The 16,294-nt window shown below is 72.4% G+C and carries 13 protein-coding genes; 8 read left to right on the plus strand and 5 right to left on the minus strand.

The genetic code is table 11. The features are described from left to right. Nucleotides 1–2: 2 nt before the first annotated feature. Complete coding sequence (locus RM590_RS19125) at nucleotides 3–770, plus strand: ABC transporter ATP-binding protein (RefSeq protein ID WP_311706022.1); 768 nt, start codon at nucleotides 3–5, stop codon at nucleotides 768–770. On the opposite strand, the gene RM590_RS19130 is transcribed toward RM590_RS19125, so the two are convergent. Further along, nucleotides 760–1,263, minus strand: coding sequence for a PaaI family thioesterase (locus tag RM590_RS19130; protein WP_311705841.1), 504 nt, complete (start codon nucleotides 1,261–1,263; stop codon nucleotides 760–762). The genes RM590_RS19125 and RM590_RS19130 overlap by 11 nt on opposite strands. Before the next feature lie 23 nt (nucleotides 1,264–1,286). Beyond that, complete coding sequence (locus RM590_RS19135; protein ID WP_311705842.1) at nucleotides 1,287–3,569, minus strand: FdhF/YdeP family oxidoreductase; 2,283 nt, start codon at nucleotides 3,567–3,569, stop codon at nucleotides 1,287–1,289. A 59-nt stretch (nucleotides 3,570–3,628) separates the two neighbouring features. On the opposite strand from RM590_RS19135, the gene polA reads away from it, so the two are divergent. The 5 genes from polA (at nucleotide 3,629) to coaE (ending at nucleotide 11,516) form a co-directional block, all read left to right on the plus strand. Further along, entirely contained in the window at nucleotides 3,629–6,331 is a 2,703-nt protein-coding gene (gene polA / locus RM590_RS19140) for a DNA polymerase I (RefSeq protein WP_311705843.1), read from the plus strand. A gap of 193 nt (nucleotides 6,332–6,524) precedes the next feature. After that, nucleotides 6,525–7,865 (plus strand): lytic transglycosylase domain-containing protein, encoded by a 1,341-nt coding sequence (locus RM590_RS19145; RefSeq protein ID WP_394813907.1) that lies wholly within the window; start codon nucleotides 6,525–6,527, stop codon nucleotides 7,863–7,865. A gap of 425 nt (nucleotides 7,866–8,290) precedes the next feature. Beyond that, complete coding sequence (gene rpsA, locus RM590_RS19150; RefSeq protein WP_311705845.1) at nucleotides 8,291–9,793, plus strand: 30S ribosomal protein S1; 1,503 nt, start codon at nucleotides 8,291–8,293, stop codon at nucleotides 9,791–9,793. 151 nt (nucleotides 9,794–9,944) lie between these two features. After that, nucleotides 9,945–10,895, plus strand: coding sequence for a proteasome assembly chaperone family protein (locus RM590_RS19155; protein WP_311706023.1), 951 nt, complete (start codon nucleotides 9,945–9,947; stop codon nucleotides 10,893–10,895). Between the two features lie 9 nt (nucleotides 10,896–10,904). Next, nucleotides 10,905–11,516, plus strand: a complete 612-nt coding sequence (gene coaE, locus RM590_RS19160) for a dephospho-CoA kinase (RefSeq protein ID WP_311705846.1) — start codon at nucleotides 10,905–10,907, stop codon at nucleotides 11,514–11,516. Nucleotides 11,517–11,522: 6 nt separating this feature from the next. Here coaE and RM590_RS19165 read toward each other — a convergent pair whose 3' ends face one another. After that, on the minus strand, nucleotides 11,523–13,079 hold the full coding sequence (locus tag RM590_RS19165) for a hypothetical protein (protein ID WP_311705847.1): 1,557 nt from the start codon (nucleotides 13,077–13,079) through the stop codon (nucleotides 11,523–11,525). A 42-nt stretch (nucleotides 13,080–13,121) separates the two neighbouring features. Between RM590_RS19165 and RM590_RS19170 the strand changes: the two genes are divergently transcribed. Further along, a complete protein-coding gene (locus tag RM590_RS19170) occupies nucleotides 13,122–13,478 on the plus strand; it encodes a hypothetical protein (RefSeq protein WP_311705848.1) in 357 nt (118 codons plus the stop codon). On the opposite strand, the gene RM590_RS19175 is transcribed toward RM590_RS19170, so the two are convergent. Next, on the minus strand, nucleotides 13,475–14,713 hold the full coding sequence (locus tag RM590_RS19175) for an FUSC family protein (RefSeq protein WP_311705849.1): 1,239 nt from the start codon (nucleotides 14,711–14,713) through the stop codon (nucleotides 13,475–13,477). The two genes, RM590_RS19170 and RM590_RS19175, sit on opposite strands and share 4 nt — an antisense overlap. 307 nt (nucleotides 14,714–15,020) lie before the next feature. Further along, the gene (locus tag RM590_RS19180) at nucleotides 15,021–15,287 is read right to left on the minus strand and encodes a hypothetical protein (protein ID WP_311705850.1); all 267 of its coding nucleotides are present in this window, start codon (nucleotides 15,285–15,287) and stop codon (nucleotides 15,021–15,023) included. Between the two features lie 98 nt (nucleotides 15,288–15,385). Between RM590_RS19180 and RM590_RS19185 the strand changes: the two genes are divergently transcribed. Continuing rightward, the gene (locus tag RM590_RS19185; RefSeq protein WP_311705851.1) at nucleotides 15,386–16,117 is read left to right on the plus strand and encodes a DUF7873 family protein; all 732 of its coding nucleotides are present in this window, start codon (nucleotides 15,386–15,388) and stop codon (nucleotides 16,115–16,117) included. Nucleotides 16,118–16,294: the final 177 nt, after the last annotated feature.

The following is a 16,294-nucleotide window of genomic DNA, read 5'->3' on the forward strand; positions in this document are numbered from 1 at the left end:
GCGTGGGACTGGACAAGGAGCCGGGCCCGGCCGCCGAGCCGGCGGACGCGGCAGCCGCGCCGCTGCTGGAACTGCGGGACCTGCACGTGTTCTACGGCGCCATCGAGGCGCTCAAGGGCGTCAGCCTGACGGTGGCCGAGGGCGAGGTCGTGGCGCTGCTCGGCGCCAACGGCGCGGGCAAGTCCACGACGCTGAAGGCGGCTTCCGGCATGCTGGCGCCGCGCTCGGGCGAGGTGCTGCTGCGCGGCGAGCGGGTGGACGGCATCAAGTCGCACGAGCTGGTGCAGTTCGGCATCGGGCATGTGCCCGAGGGGCGGCGGGTGTTCGCCCGGATGTCCGTACTGGAGAACCTGCGCATGGGCGCGTACCGCTTGAAGCGGCCCGATCCGGCGGACCTGGACCGGGTGTTCTCCCTCTTCCCGGTGCTGGCGGAGCGGCGCAAGCAGATCAGCGGCACCCTGTCGGGCGGCGAGCAGCAGATGCTGGCCATCGGCCGCGCGCTGATGGGGAAGCCCGAACTGCTGCTGCTGGACGAGCCGTCGATGGGCCTGGCGCCGCTGATCGTGCAGCAGATCTTCGAAATCCTGAAGGAGATCAACGCACAGGGGACCACGTTGCTGCTCGTCGAGCAGAACGCGGCCCAGGCGCTGCAACTGGCCGACCGCGGCTATGTCCTGGAGACCGGCGAGGTGGTGATGGCCGACGAGGCGTCGGCGCTGCTGTCCCACCCACGGGTGCGGGCCGCCTATCTGGGCGAGGTCACGGAGTAGGGGAAACGGGCGCCGTGGGCTCCGCCGCCTGCTGCTGGCCGGCGGCGGGGCGCAGGGCGCTGGTGAGGCGGGCGGTGCAGACGCGCTTGCCGCGCTCGTCGGTGATGGTGATGTCGTAGGTGGCCGAGGTGCGGCCGGTGTGCGCCGGGGTGGCGACGCCGGTCACGGTGCCGGAGCGGACGCCGCGGTGGTGGGTGCAGTTGAGGTCGACGCCGACGGCGATCTTGTTGGGGCCGGCGTGGAGCATCGCCCCGACGGAGGCGAGCGTCTCCGCGAGCGCGGCCGAGGCGCCGCCGTGCAGCAGGCCGTAGGGCTGCGTGTTGCCCTCGACAGGGAGCGTGCCGACGACGCGCTCCGGGGAGGCCTCCAGGATCCGGATGCCGAGCCGTTCACCGAGGTGACCGGCGGAGAACAGGGCCGGCAGGTCGAAGCCGAGCCCGGCCCACTGGTCGATGATGTGCGGCGGGAACTGTGTGCTGGTGCGCTCACCCATGGGGAGCGTTCTATCAGGTCCGGTCATGGGGCGGTGGTCGGGGTGAGGCGGATCACCAGGGACTTGCTGGCGGGGGTGTTGCTGGTGTCGGCGGTGGCGTCGAGCGGGACCAGGACGTTCGTCTCGGGGTAGTAGGCGGCGGCGCAGCCGCGCGCGGTCGGGTAGTGGACGACGCGGAAGCCGGGCGCGGTGCGCTCGGTGCCGTCGGTCCACTCGCTGGTGAGGTCGGTGTACGAGCCGTCGGCCAGGCCGAGTTCACGGGCGTCCGCGGGGTGGACCAGGACGACGCGCCGGCCGCCGGTGATGCCGCGGTAGCGGTCGTCGAGGCCGTAGACGGTGGTGTTGTACTGGTCGTGCGAGCGCAGCGTCTGCAACAGCAGGCGGCCCTCGGGGACGGCCGGGTACTCGACGGGCGCGGCGGTGAAGTGGGCCTTGCCGGACGCGGTGGGGAAGCGCCGCTCGTCGCGCGGGGCGTGCGGCAGCGCGAAGCCGCCCGGCCGGGCGACGCGGGTCTCGAAGTCGGCGAAGCCGGGGACGACGCGCGCGATGCGCTCGCGGACGGCGCGGTAGTCGTTTTCGAACTCGGCCCAGGGCGTGGTGCTCAACTCGCCGAGGACGCGGCGGGCGAGCCGGCAGACGATGGCCGGCTCGGACAGCAGGTGCGGGCCGGCCGGCTTGAGGCGGCCCCGGGACGCGTGCACCATGCCCATGGAGTCCTCCACGGTGACGAACTGCGGCCCGGCGGCCGTCACATCGCGCTCGGTGCGGCCCAGGGTGGGCAGGATCAGGGCCCGCGCGCCGGTGACGCAGTGCGAGCGGTTGAGCTTGGTGGAGACGTGCACGGTCAGCCGCGCGCGGCGCATGGCGTCCTCGGTGACGGCGGTGTCGGGGGAGGCGGCCACGAAGTTTCCGCCCATGGCGAAGAAGACGCCGACTCGGCCGTCGCGCAGCGCGCGGATGGAGTCGACCACGTCCAGGCCGGGCTCGCGGGGCGGGTCGAAGCCGAACTCCCCGGCGAGCGCGTCGAGAAACGCGGGGGCCGGCTTCTCCGTGATGCCCATGGTGCGGTCGCCCTGCACGTTGGAGTGGCCGCGCACGGGGCAGACCCCGGCGCCCGGACGGCCGATGTTGCCGCGCAGCAGAAGGAAGTTGACGATCTCCTTGATGGTGGGCACGGCGTGCTTGTGCTGGGTGAGGCCCATGGCCCAGCACACGATGATGCGGCGCGAGGCAAGGATCATGGCCAGCGCGCGTTCGATGTCGGTGCGGGACAGGCCGGTGGCCCGCCGGGTCTCCTCCCAGTCGGCCGCGCGCGCGGCGGCGGCGAACTCCTCGAAACCCGTGGTGTGGCGGCGGATGAACGGGGCGTCGATGGCGCCGCCGCGGTTGATGACCAGCTTGTTGAGCAGCCGGAAGAGGGCCTGGTCGCCGCCCAGCCGGATCTGGAGGAAGAGGTCGGTCAGCGGGGTGCCGCCGCCGGCCAGGCCGCGCGCCGTCTGCGGGTTCTTGAACCGCTCCATTCCGGCCTCGGGCAGCGGGTTGACCGTGATGATCTTCGCGCCGGCGGCCTTGGCCTTCTCCAGGGCGGTGAGCATGCGCGGGTGGTTGGTGCCCGGGTTCTGCCCGGCGACGATGATGAGGTCCGCCCGGTAGAGGTCCTCCAGCAGCACGCTGCCCTTGCCGACGCCCAGCGTCTCGGTGAGGGCGGAGCCGGAGGACTCATGGCACATGTTGGAGCAGTCCGGCAGGTTGTTCGTGCCGAACTCCCGGGCGAAGAGCTGGTAGAGGAACGCCGCCTCGTTGCTCGTGCGGCCCGAGGTGTAGAAGACGGCCTCGTCGGGCGAGGCCAGGGCGCACAGTTCGTCGGCGATCAGGTCGAACGCGCGGTCCCAGCCGACGGGTTCGTACCGGTCGGCGCCCTCCGGCAGATACATGGGGTGGGTGAGCCGGCCCTGCTGGCCGAGCCAGTACCCGGAGCGGCCGGCCAGGTCGTCGACGGTGTGCCGCTCGAAGAACTCCGGGGTGACGCGGCGGAGCGTGGCCTCCTCGGCGACGGCCTTGGCGCCGTTCTCGCAGAACTCCGCGGTGCCCGGCTCCGCGGGCTCCGGCCAGGCGCAGCCGGGACAGTCGAAGCCGCCGGGCTGGTTCACCCGGAGCAGGGTCAGCGCGGTGCGGCGCACCCCCATCTGCCGCTGCGCGGTCTTCATCGCGTGCCCGATCGCGGAGACGCCCGCGGCGGCGTGCTCGGGACCGGTGGTGACGGGCGCGTCCTGGACGGGGTCGGCGGCGGGCGGCTTCGCTGGCATGGCAGCGATCGTCGCACGGCGGGCGGGGAGTGTCAGTGGTCCGTGGCAGGATCGGGCACGTGGCTGAGAACGCATCGCAGACGACCACCGCACCGCGCCTGCTCCTGCTGGACGGACATTCACTGGCGTACCGGGCCTTCTTCGCGTTGCCCGCGGAGAACTTCACGACCGCGGTCGGCCAGCCGACGAACGCGATCTACGGCTTCACCTCCATGCTGGCGAACACGCTGCGTGACGAGGCGCCGACGCATCTCGCGGTCGCGTTCGACGTGTCACGGGTGACGTGGCGCTCCGAGCGGTTCTCGGAGTACAAGGCGACGAGATCGGCCACACCCGACGAGTTCAAGGGGCAGGTGGAGCTGATCGGCGAGCTGCTGGACGCCATGCGCGTGCGGCGGTTCGCGATCGAGGGCTACGAGGCGGACGACGTGATCGCCACGCTGGCCACCCGCGCCGCGGACGAGGGTTTCCAGGTGTCGATCGTGACCGGCGACCGGGACGCCTTCCAGCTCGTGGGGGACCGGGTCACCGTTCTCTATCCGACGAAGGGCGTCTCGGAGCTGACGCGCTTCACCCCGGAGAAGGTGCAGGAGAAGTACGGCCTGCCGCCCGCCAGGTACCCGGACTTCGCGGCGCTGCGCGGCGACCCCTCGGACAATCTGCCGGGCATCCCGGGCGTGGGGGAGAAGACGGCCGCCAAGTGGATCAACCAGTTCGGGTCCCTCGACGAGCTCGTCGAGCGCGCGGACGAGGTCAAGGGGAAGGCGGGGGAGAACCTCCGCGCCCACCTGGAGTCCGTCAAGCTGAACCGGATCCTCACCGAGCTCTCGCGGGACGTGGACCTGGGCTGCGGCCCGGCCGATCTCGCTCGCGAGCCCTACGACATGGCCGGGCTGACGGTCCTGCTGGACGCCCTCGAATTCCGGAACCCGAATCTCCGCGAGCGGCTGTTCGCCGTGGACCCCGGCGCCGAGGGCGAGCCCGTCGCCGCCGGGGAGGGCCCGGAGCTGGCCGGCACGGTGCTGACGGCCGGCGGCCTGGCGCCCTGGCTGGCCGAGCACGGCGGCGGGCCGCTGGGCCTGGCGACCCGCGACGACTGGAAGCTGGGCGCGGGCAGCGTCCACGCGGTGGCGCTGGCCGCCGGCGACGGGCCGGCGGCCTGGTTCGACCCGGCGGCCCTGGACGAGGCGGACGAGCGGGCGTTCGCGGAGTGGTCCGCCGACGCCGCGCGGCCCAAGGTCCTGCACAACGCCAAGGGTGTGCAGCGCGTGTTCGCCGAGCACGGCTGGCGGGTGGCCGGGATCCAGATGGACACCGCGCTGGCCGCGTACCTGGTGCAGCCCGGCCGCCGCTCCTTCGCGCTGGACGCGCTGAGCGTGGAGTTCCTCGGCCGCGAGCTGGACCGGGCGGCCGACGACAGCGGACAGTTGGCGTTCGGCGCGGACGACACGGCCGAGGCCGAGACGCTGATGCGCCAGGCCCGCGCGATCCTCGACCTGGGCGACATGTTCCGGACCCGGCTGGCCGACGTCGGTGCCGACGGGCTGCTGGACGACCTGGAGCTGCCCACCTCCGCGCTGCTGGCCCGCATGGAGCGCGCCGGGATCGCGGCGGACCGCGCCCATCTGGAGCGCCTGGAGCAGCAGTTCGCCGCCGCCGTGCAGCAGGCCGTGACCGAGGCGCACGCCTCCGTCGGCCACGAGTTCAACCTGGGCTCGCCCAAGCAGCTCCAGGAGGTGCTGTTCGGCGAGCTGGGCCTGCCGAAGACCAAGCGCACCAAGACCGGCTACACCACGGACGCCGACGCCCTGACCTGGCTGGCCGCGCAGACCGAGCACGAGCTGCCGGTGATCATGCTGCGCCACCGTGAGCAGGCGCGGCTGCGGACCACGGTCGAGGGGCTGATCAAGACGATCGCCTCCGACGGCCGGATCCACACGACGTTCCAGCAGACCGTGGCCGCCACCGGCCGCCTGTCCTCCACCGACCCCAACCTGCAGAACATCCCGGTCCGCACCGACGAGGGGCGGGCGATCCGGGGCGGGTTCGTCGTCGGCGAGGGCTACGAGACCCTGCTGACCGCCGACTACAGCCAGATCGAGCTGCGCGTGATGGCGCACCTGTCCGAGGACGCCGGCCTGATCGAGGCGTTCACCTCCGGCGAGGACCTGCACACCACCGTCGCGGCCCAGGTGTTCACCGTCGCCAAGGACCAGGTGGACGCCGAGATGCGGCGCAAGATCAAGGCCATGAGCTACGGACTGGCCTACGGGCTCTCGGCGTTCGGGCTCTCCCAGCAACTGTCCATCTCCGACGGGGAGGCGCGGAAGCTGATGGACACGTACTTCGAGCGGTTCGGCGGCGTGCGCGACTACCTCCAGCGCGTGGTGGCGGAGGCCACGGCCATCGGATACACCGAGACGCTGCTCGGCCGCCGCCGCTATCTCCCCGACCTGACCAGCTCCAACCGGCAGCGCCGCGAGATGGCGGAGCGCATGGCGCTCAACGCCCCGATCCAGGGCACCGCCGCCGACATTGTGAAGATCGCGATGCTCCGGGTGGACGAGGCGCTGGCCCGCGAGGAGCTGTCCTCGCGGATGCTGCTCCAGGTGCACGACGAGATCGTGCTGGAGGTCGCGCCGGGGGAGCGTGCGCAGGTTGAGGAGCTTGTGCGCCGTGAGATGGCGGGCGCGGTCACCCTGCGCGCGCCCCTGGACGTCTCGGTCGGCGCGGGGGCCACCTGGGAGGCGGCCGCGCACTGACAGAGGTGGGGCGGCGTTTTCGTAACCGCCACACCGGTGACACCGGTACGTTCTGGCCCCGAACGCGCCTGTGTCGTACTGTCATTCCGGTCGAAGGGGATCGCCGGACGGCAGATGGAGGGGAACGCACGTGGCGTTGCGTATCGGCAGGATCCGCCAGGGAATCTCGGGCTCGGCGGTGGCCGCCGCGGCGATGGCGGCGCTCACCGCCTCGCAGGCCCCCGAGGCGCTGAACGGCGACGGCCCGGGACCGCAGGAGCCGACGGACCGTCCCGCGGCGCAGGAGCAGGCCGACCAGCAGCCGGAGCCGGACCCGGAGGCCATGCCGGAGCTCCCGTACCACACCGACCTGCCCCCGCTGGACACCGCGGGCCCCGGCCAGGGCGGCGGCGACTCCGGGACCGACGCGACCGGCCCCGCGGAGGCGGGCATACCGACCACCGTGCTGGACGCCTACCGCAAGGCCGAGACGACGCTGGCCGGCACCACCCCCGACTGCAATCTGGACTGGCAGGTCCTGGCCGCCATCGGCAAGGTCGAGTCGGGCCACGCCCGGGGCGGCGACGTGGACGCCGACGGCACGACCACCGAGCCCATCCTCGGCCCCGTGCTGAACGGCGACGGCTTCGCCCAGATCTTCGACACCGACAACGGGCGGTGGGACAGCGACACGGTGCACGACCGGGCGGTCGGGCCGATGCAGTTCATCCCCTCCACCTGGGCCCGCTGGGGCGCCGACGGCAACGGCGACGGCGTGTCCAACCCGAACAACGTGTACGACGCCGCGCTGGCCGCCGGCGATTACCTGTGCGCGAACGACCGCGATCTGTCGGTCTCCTCCGACCTGGACCGCGCCCTCCTCAGCTACAACCACTCCTGGGACTACGTGCGCACCGTGCGGTCCTGGCTGGACTTCTACCGCGACGGCGTCCACGAGGTCCCCGACGGCGAGGGCTCGCTGCCCACCAGCCCCGGCCCGGGCAACCCGGACTCGCAGGGCGGCAGCGGCGGCGGGACCGGTGGCGGCGGCACTGGCACCGGCGGCGGCACCGGCACCGGCGGTGGCCGCGGGAGTGGCTCCGACGACGAGGGCGACGACTCCACCTCGCCCCCGCCGGCCTCCGAGGAGGGCGAGCTCCGGCCGGTTCCGCCGGCGGACGAGGAGGAGCCCGACCCGGGTCCGACCGAGCCCGGCACCGGCCCGGACCCGACCGACCCCGACCCGACGGATCCGGAGGACCCGACGGACCCGGAGTGCCCCACCGAGCCGGAGGAGCCCACGGACCCGACGGACCCGACGGACCCGACGGACCCGACGGAGCCGACCGATCCGGCGGAGCCCACGGACCCCGCGGAGCCCACCGACCCGGCCGACCCCACCGACCCGACGGACCCGGAGGAGCCCACAGACCCGGAGTGCCCCGCCGACCCCGAGGACCCGGAGACGCCCGAGGAGCCGGGCGACGGCGATCAGGAGCCGGAGCCCTCGCCCACCGCGACCCCGACCGCGACCGTCACCCGCCGCGCCGTGTGACCCGCCCCCGATCCGGCCCCCGCGGCCGGGCGGCCTCCCCGACGGGAGACCCCGCCCGGCCGCGGCGCCGTTTCCCTACGCGCGCGTACCGTTTCCCGCCCGTGTGTAACGGCGCGCTCACGGCGCTCGCGCGCCCCGCGTGAGCTGGGAAGTGTCAGATTTGGCCCGATAGTGCCCCTCGTGGGGCGAACCGCGCATTGACCCTGCTGGGAAGCGCCCGTATGCTATAAGACGCGCTGCGGGCCTGCGCGCCTCGGACGGAGCAGGTCGCGCTCGCATCTGTTGTATGTCCCCTCGGTTGTCGAGGCGCTTCCGGTTTTCGGACCTTCGGGGAGCGCTTCTCAGGCTGTCCGGCTTCGGCAGTGCGATACGGGCTCCGGCGTAGCAGTGCCTACGAACATGTCCGTACCGGAGCCCTTTACCACATGACGAGCAGCACCGAGACCACCGCGACCACCCCGCAGGTTGCGGTCAACGACATCGGTTCCGAGGAAGCCTTCCTCGCCGCGATCGACGAGACGATCAAGTACTTCAACGACGGCGACATCGTCGACGGCGTCATCGTGAAGGTCGACCGGGACGAGGTCCTGCTCGACATCGGTTACAAGACCGAGGGGGTCATCCCCTCGCGTGAGCTGTCGATCAAGCACGATGTCGACCCCAACGAGGTCGTCGCCGTTGGTGACGAGATCGAGGCCCTTGTCCTCCAGAAGGAGGACAAGGAGGGCCGGCTGATCCTTTCCAAGAAGCGCGCCCAGTACGAGCGCGCCTGGGGCACCATCGAGAAGATCAAGGACGAGGACGGCATCGTCACGGGCACCGTGATCGAGGTCGTCAAGGGCGGTCTGATCCTCGACATCGGCCTCCGCGGCTTCCTGCCCGCCTCCCTCGTGGAGATGCGCCGCGTCCGCGACCTCCAGCCGTACGTCGGCAAGGAGCTCGAGGCCAAGATCATCGAGCTCGACAAGAACCGCAACAACGTGGTTCTCTCCCGCCGCGCCTGGCTGGAGCAGACCCAGAGCGAGGTCCGCCAGACCTTCCTCACCACCCTCCAGAAGGGCCAGGTGCGCTCCGGCGTCGTCTCCTCCATCGTCAACTTCGGTGCCTTCGTGGACCTGGGCGGCGTGGACGGCCTGGTGCACGTCTCCGAGCTGTCCTGGAAGCACATCGACCACCCGTCCGAGGTCGTCGAGGTCGGCCAGGAGGTCACGGTCGAGGTCCTGGACGTCGACATGGACCGCGAGCGCGTCTCCCTGTCGCTCAAGGCGACCCAGGAAGACCCGTGGCAGCAGTTCGCCCGGACCCACCAGATCGGCCAGGTCGTGCCCGGCAAGGTCACCAAGCTGGTGCCGTTCGGCGCGTTCGTCCGGGTGGACGAGGGCATCGAGGGCCTGGTCCACATTTCCGAGCTGGCCGAGCGCCACGTGGAGATCCCGGAGCAGGTCGTCCAGGTCAACGACGAGATCTTCGTCAAGGTCATCGACATCGACCTGGAGCGGCGCCGGATCAGCCTCTCGCTGAAGCAGGCCAACGAGAACTTCGGCCCGGACCCGATGGCCGTGGAGTTCGACCCGACCCTGTACGGCATGGCGGCGTCCTACGACGACCAGGGCAACTACATCTACCCCGAGGGCTTCGACCCCGAGGCCAACGACTGGCTGCCCGGGTACGAGAAGCAGCGCGAGGAGTGGGAGCGCCAGTACGCCGAGGCGCAGCAGCGCTTCGAGCAGCACCAGGCGCAGGTCATCAAGTCCCGCGAGGCGGACGCCCAGGCCGAGGCCGAGTCGGCCGGTGGCGGCGGCGCTGCCCCGCAGGCCGGTGGCGGCGAGCGCTCGTACTCCTCGCCGCAGGCCGAGGACTCCGGTGCGCTGGCCTCCGACGAGGCGCTGGCGGCGCTCCGGGAGAAGCTGGCGGGCGGCCAGAGCTGACGGCTCACCGCCACCGCGGATCCGACTGACGGCCGGGGCCCGCTCCCTCCCGGGGAGCGGGCCCCGGCCGTCGTTGTCGCGCGGGGAATGACCTCGCGGTACGGTGCGTTGTCCTGTGCACACGCGAAACAGCGGAAGGGGTGCGGTGACGGTGCGAGATCCGCAGGAGTTGTACGCATGGGACCCCGCCGGTCTGGCCCGGGTCGACGAGGTCACCGGCGGCACGGGGAGCGCGGGTCCGGTGCTGATCTACCACTTCGAGGGCTTCATCGACGCCGGTGAGACCGGTGGGCAGCTCATCGAGGAGCTGCTGGACGGCCGTCCCGCCATCACCGTGGCCCGTTTCGACCACGACCGGCTGGTGGACTACCGCGCGCGGCGGCCGGCGATGACGTTCCGTCGCGACCGCTGGACCGAGTACGAGACGCCGGAGCTGACGCTGCGTCTGGTGCACGACGCGACGCATCAGCCGTTCCTGGTGCTGTCCGGCCCGGAGCCGGACGTGGAGTGGGAGAGCTTCGCCGCCGCGGTCCGAGGGATCGTCGAGCGGCTGCGAGTTCGGCTCGCGGTGACGTTCCACGGCATCCCCATGGGCGTGCCGCACACCCGGCCGGTCGGGCTCACTCCCCATGGGAATCGCGCCGATCTGATCCCGGGTCACCGCGGTGTGTTCGACGAGGCGCAGGTGCCCGGCAGCGCGGCGGCGCTGGTGGAGCTGCGGCTGAGCCAGGCCGGGCACGACATGATGGGCGTCGCGGCGCACGTTCCGCACTACATCGCCCGTTCCCGCTACCCGGACGCGGCGCTGGTCGTGCTGGAGGCGGTCACGGCGGCCACCGGGCTGGTCCTGCCGGACGCGGCGCACGCGCTGCGCAGCGGCGCGCTGAAGACACAGGACGAGATCGAACGCGAGCTGGCCGAGGGCGATTCGGAGCTGGTGGCCGTGGTGCGCGGCCTTGAGCAGCAGTACGACGCGATCGCCGGGGCGGCCACCCGGGGCAGCCTCGTCGCCGAACCGGTGGAGCTGCCGTCGGCCGACGAGCTGGGCGAGGTCTTCGAGCGTTTCCTCGCCGAACACGAGGACGACGACGGGGAACGGTAGCCTGCCCGCATGCTCAACGTGGGACTGACCGGCGGCATCGGCGCGGGCAAGAGCGAGGCGGTGCGGCTGCTGGCCGAGCACGGGGCGGTGATCGTCGACGCGGACCGGATCGCCCGGGAGGTCGTCGCTCCGGGCACGCCCGGACTCGCCGCCGTTGTCGCCGAGTTCGGCCCCGAGGTCCAGACGCCCGAGGGCGCGCTGGACCGGGAGCGGCTGGGCGCCATCGTCTTCGCCGACGAGGCGCGTCGGCGCGCGCTGAACGCGATCGTCCACCCCCTGGTCGCGGAGCGCTCCGCCGAACTGCGGGAGGCCGCGCCGCCGGACGCCATCGTCGTGCACGACGTGCCGCTCCTCGCGGAGAACCAGCTCCAGGACCGCTATGACGCCGTGATTGTCGTGGACGCCTCCGCCGACACCCGCCTGGACCGCCTGATCCGGCTGCGCGGCATGCCGGAGGCGGACGCCCGCGCCCGCATGGCGGCGCAGGCCGGTCGCGAGGAGCGCCTGAAAATCGCCGACTTCGTGCTGGAGAACGACGGCTCGGTGGACGACCTGGCCCGCCTGGTGGACGCCCTGTGGGACCGCCTGCGCCACCTCGCCGCCGAACGCGACCGGCCTTGAGGGCCGTTAGGCCCGGCACTCGGCGAGCGCGACGTCTTCCTGTCGCACCCGCAGTGGCTCGCGGCGGTCCGGGTCCCACAGCCACAGGTGGTCGCCGTCGTCGCCGAAGAACAGGACGGGCCGCTCCGGCGGCGGCAGGGGGCCGCCCAGGATCGGGATGTCGTCCGGGGCGGCGAGCGGAGTGACGCACATCAGCCGGCCGTCGATGCCGTAGTAGTCGGCGGGCTCCCGGCCGTCCGCCGCGGCCTCGGCCGCGGCGCGGGCCGCCGACCCCGCCTCCTGCACGCCGAACAGAACCGCCGTCAGCACATAGACCACCCCGGCCAGCGGCAGGGTGACGAACAGTTGCTCCCGCAGCGTCGGCACCTGGTGCAGGTGGCGCGCCCAGCCGCCGAGCGCGATGAACATCAGCACGAACACCGTCGCCAGCCCGATCGAGGGCAGCGCGATCAGGACCGGCCAGTAGAACTCGATGGGCACGGCCGAGGAGGGGATGCCGAACTCGTCGGTCAGATAGACGCTGTGCAGCACCCGGCCGAAGACCGGCAGCACGAAGACCAGGGGCGTGGCGAGCAGGGGCACCACCCACTGGGCGTTGCGGCTGAGCCAGGAGTGGCGCAGGGCCAGCCAGTCGCCGGCCAGGACCAGCAGCGCCACCAGGGAGACGGCGACCATGGCCGCCTGCCGGGCGAGCGAGCCGTCGTTGTTCGCGGCCCAGAGGAAGCCGAGGAACGCGCTGCCCCCGGTGATCAGCGTGCCGGCCGCCAGCCGCACGACCCGGGGGCGCGGCTCGTTGCCCGTCACCCAGCGGCCCACCGGGTGACACAGCGCCAACAGGGGCAGCACGGGCAGCGCCCGCCACCAGCCCGGCAGATCGGCGACCAGCGCGCCGCACATCAGCACCGGGGCGAGGAAGCCGACGGCGAACAGGCCCTGCCGGACCATGCGGCGTCGCTCGCCCTCGGCGCGGGTGGGGTCGACGGCCGGGCCCACCGCGCGGCGCACGGTGTGCGTGGCGGGATCGAACGGGGTGCCGCCCAGGTCACGGGAGTTGAGCTCGGCGATCGCGGCGGCGGCGCCGGGGTCGCCGGGCAGGGCGAGCGTTCGCTGCGTGTCGGCCATCCCGGTGGCGGCGGCCACCTCGAACGCCCAGTGCCGCACGCGCCCGGCGCCCGGTGGCGGCCGGCGGCGCGCGTGGTACTGCGTGCGCGGGGGCTCCGGCGGGGGCTCCACCAACGAGGAGTCACGTATCCACAGGGGGAGCTTGCGTTCCCTGGCGAGCGCCTCCACCTGGCGCACCGCGCTGGCCCGCGCGCCAAGCCACGCGCCGCGCAGCCGCACCTCCACCAGATAGGGCGCGCGCCGCTCCTCGGCCGGGACGCCGTCGCCGGGGGTGGCAGGCCGCACCGACCAGCCCCGGGCCGTCAGCTCCTGGGTGGCCAGGGCCAGTTCGTCGGGGTGGTCCAGGATCTGCACCACGATCCGCACCCGCCGGTTGTACGGCGGCACCGGCGCGGGCTCGTTCGCCTCGCCGCCCTCGTTTCCTCCCGGCCACTGGAGCACGCGGCCTCCCCCTCCTCGTGGCTGCCCGGCTACCGTGATCCTATGAATGTCGATGCCGCCGTCGCTCTCGTTTCGGCCGCCGCGGGCAGCGCCGCCACCGAGGCCGGGCGCCACGCCTGGGAGTCCCTGCTGTCCCTGGCGCGCCGGCTCACCGGCCGGGCCGAGCCCGAGCCGGTGGACCCGGCCGATGAGACGGCGGTCCGGGAGCTGACGGGCCGTATCGCGGACCGGGCCCGCGACGACGCGGACTTCGCGGCGGAGCTGACGGGCTGGGCGGAGCGGCACCGCGCGGCGCTGACGATCACCCAGACCCGGGTGGAGAACACGGTCTCCGGAAACGCCCAGGTGCGGAACGTGATCCAGACCGGCACCATCGAGGGCGACATCCGTTTCGGTTAGCCGGCGGTCGCCCTGCGCCGGGGCTTGAGGCGGCGCCTGGCGCGGCGGGCGGCGCCCCTCGCGCGGTGCAGGCGCGGGTAGCGTTCGCGCGACTCGCGCGAGACCCGGTCCAGCTCCTCCGCGAGGTGGATCGACCGCTTCTCGATGTTCAGCTCGTCCAGCATGCGGTCGATCTCGGCGAGCAGCGAGCCGTGCAACTGCCAGTGCCGGGGGTGCTCCTGAACGCGGGCGAGCAGCACCTTGGCGACGTGCTCGCGGCTGATCCGGGCCGCGTCGAGTTCGATGGCGAGGAACGCCTCGGCCTCGTCGGCCGCGGTGCTGACCTGGCTGGTGATCAGGGTCGCGAAGCTGTCCACCGCGCCGGCGAGGTTGGCGAACAGCTCGTGCACGGCCGGGGCCACCTCCGGGGGGAACAGCGGCTCCTCGCCGCGCCGCGCCGCGAGGTCCGTCACGGTGCGCGTCATGGTGCGCAGGATCACCGCGCACACCTCCAGCGTGTCCAGGCCGGTGCGCAGCACGATCCGGGTCAGCAGCGGCTCCTTGACCCGCGGGTTGAAGCGCAGGCTCTCCTCCGCCTGGATGATGGAGGCATCCACCTGGGCGATGTCCTGGTCCAGGCGCCTGGCCTCGGCCAGCTTTTCCTCGGGGCGCTCCAGGGGGGTGCGCTGCTCGGCCTCCGCGCTGAGGATGCGGAGCAACTCCTTCATGCGCCCGGCCTGTTCCTCGATGTCCTCGCTGGCGGAACCGACCCACACCGGCGGCACGAAGATGATGTTGAGCACGAGGCCGACGACGGCGCCGATCACCGTTTCCACCACCCGGTCCAGCGCGGTCTCGGCGACCTGGGTGACGCCGAGCACGAGCATGCCACTGATCGCCACCTCGGGCACGAATTCACCGGCGCGCACCAGGTGCCCGACGGCGAGTGAGGTGAGGATGAGCAGCCCCAGGCTCCACCAGCTCAGGCCGACGATGGTGCTGAAGGCGGTCGCCACCAGCACCCCGGTGATCACGGAGTTCACCCGGCGGACGCCGGTGGTGATCGTGGCGAAGAGGGTGACCTGCACGACGAGCAGCGCGGTCAGGGGGGCCAGCAGCGGCGCGGTGACGTCGGTGAGCTGGAGGGCGACGACGTAGGAGATGGTGGCGGCGACCGAGGAGCGGAGCGTCTGGACCACGATGGGTTCGTTGCGGCGCTTGGCGAGATCGATGATCTGGTCGGGTACATCCGGCACACTCGGCTCCTTTCGCTCCAAATGCTCCGATCCATGGAAAAGATGTCACTACCCGGGCGGATCGGGTGTGAACCGCGGTCATGTCTGCGCGTCCGGCGCCCACGCTGTCGCCGGGGGCGGGTGCCCGGGGGCCGCCGTCGTGCCGGGCGCGCCGGTGGCGTTCGGCGGGCATGACATCCCGCGTGCGGCCGACGGCCGGTGCGCGAGGTGCTGGATCGTCCCGGCGGGCGGGTGTCCGATGACGCGGCTCAACGCGGCGCCCGCCGGCCCGGATTGCCGGCCGCGGGCGCGGCACCCGCGCGGGCGGCTACGCCGCGGGCTCGGCGGCGGAAGCGAACGGCGCGGCGCCGGCCAGGGTCAGCAGGGCGACCATCTCGCTCTGGATCTCCGGCGTGAACAACTCCTGCTCGTCCGGGGTGAGACGCGGCCGGGTGAGGCCCACGGCACCGCCCGTCTCGCCGGACAGGCAGGCGTGGAAGGCGCGCATCAGCACGATGAACTGAGCCGCGGGCAGCCTGGCGCGCAGCGACTCCACATAAAGCTCCAGCGGCGCCCGGCCGGTCTCTTCGGTCATGTGCTCTATCGTGCGGCGCCGGGCCCCCGGAGGGAAGGTCGCCTCGGGGCGGGGAAACCGGGTCGCGGGCCGCTCGCGGGAACCGATACGGTTCCGGAGTGGCGAAGCTCAATCAGATCATCGCAGTGGAGAAGGGCGTCAAGTCCAAGTCCCAGCAGGACTTGACCGCGGTGCAGCACGGCCTGACCAAGGCCGCGCTGCTGGCCGGCATCTCGCGCACCTACCAGCCGAAGGACGAGGAGGGCGAGCAACTGTCGCCGGAGTCCACGCGGGTTCAGGTGAAGGCCGAGGACGTGCTGCGCGACACCGCGAAGACCCTCAGCCGGCTGTTCGACGTGACCGCCACCAAGGACTGGGCGAACTGCGCGGCGCGGGCCGATGTCACCGTCGACGGGCGGACGTTGCTCGCCGACGTGCCGGTGGCGTACCTGCTCTTCCTGGAGAAGCAGCTCGCCGAACTCGGCGCGTTCCTGCGGAAGCTGCCGGTCCTGGACGCCGCCGAGTCCTGGAGCCTGGACCCTTCGACCGACTGGTGGAAGACCGAGCCGGTGCGGACCGTGCGGACGAAGAAGGTGCCGCGCAACCACGTGAAGGCCGAGGCGACCGAGAAACACCCGGCCCAGGTCGAGGTCTACTACGAGGACATCCCGGTCGGGTACTGGACCACCGTGAAGTTCTCCGGGGCGCTGCCCGCGCGCCGGGTGAACGAGCTGCTGGAGCGGATCGAGAAGGTCCAGCAGGCGGTGAAGTTCGCCCGGGAGGAGGCGAACGGCATGGAGGTCACCGACCAGCGCGTCGGCGAGGCCCTCTTCGGCTACCTCTTCGCCTGACGGACGGGGAGCCCACCAACTCCCCGGCGGGCGCGGAGCGTTCCGCCGGGGTGCGCCTGAGGAGCGCAAGCTGAAGCTGAAGCTTGTCGTGAGGACATCAATCTCAGACTCTCGCTCCAGACTCAGCATCGCCGCCCATCGCCCGGGCAGCCGGGCGCGGGCAGGAGCGTCGAGATT

Source organism: Streptomyces litchfieldiae, assembly GCF_031845365.1.
GTDB lineage: Bacteria > Actinomycetota > Actinomycetes > Streptomycetales > Streptomycetaceae > Streptomyces > Streptomyces litchfieldiae.

Coding starts and splice junctions, on each gene's coding strand:
- RM590_RS19130 (WP_311705841.1), bottom strand. CDS start 1,263: ATGGGTGAGCGCACCAGCACACAGTTCCCGCCGCACATCATCGACCAG.
- RM590_RS19135 (WP_311705842.1), bottom strand. CDS start 3,569: ATGCCAGCGAAGCCGCCCGCCGCCGACCCCGTCCAGGACGCGCCCGTC.
- RM590_RS19145 (WP_394813907.1), top strand. CDS start 6,525: ATGGCGGCGCTCACCGCCTCGCAGGCCCCCGAGGCGCTGAACGGCGAC.
- rpsA (WP_311705845.1), top strand. CDS start 8,291: ATGACGAGCAGCACCGAGACCACCGCGACCACCCCGCAGGTTGCGGTC.
- coaE (WP_311705846.1), top strand. CDS start 10,905: ATGCTCAACGTGGGACTGACCGGCGGCATCGGCGCGGGCAAGAGCGAG.
- RM590_RS19170 (WP_311705848.1), top strand. CDS start 13,122: ATGAATGTCGATGCCGCCGTCGCTCTCGTTTCGGCCGCCGCGGGCAGC.
- RM590_RS19180 (WP_311705850.1), bottom strand. CDS start 15,287: ATGACCGAAGAGACCGGCCGGGCGCCGCTGGAGCTTTATGTGGAGTCG.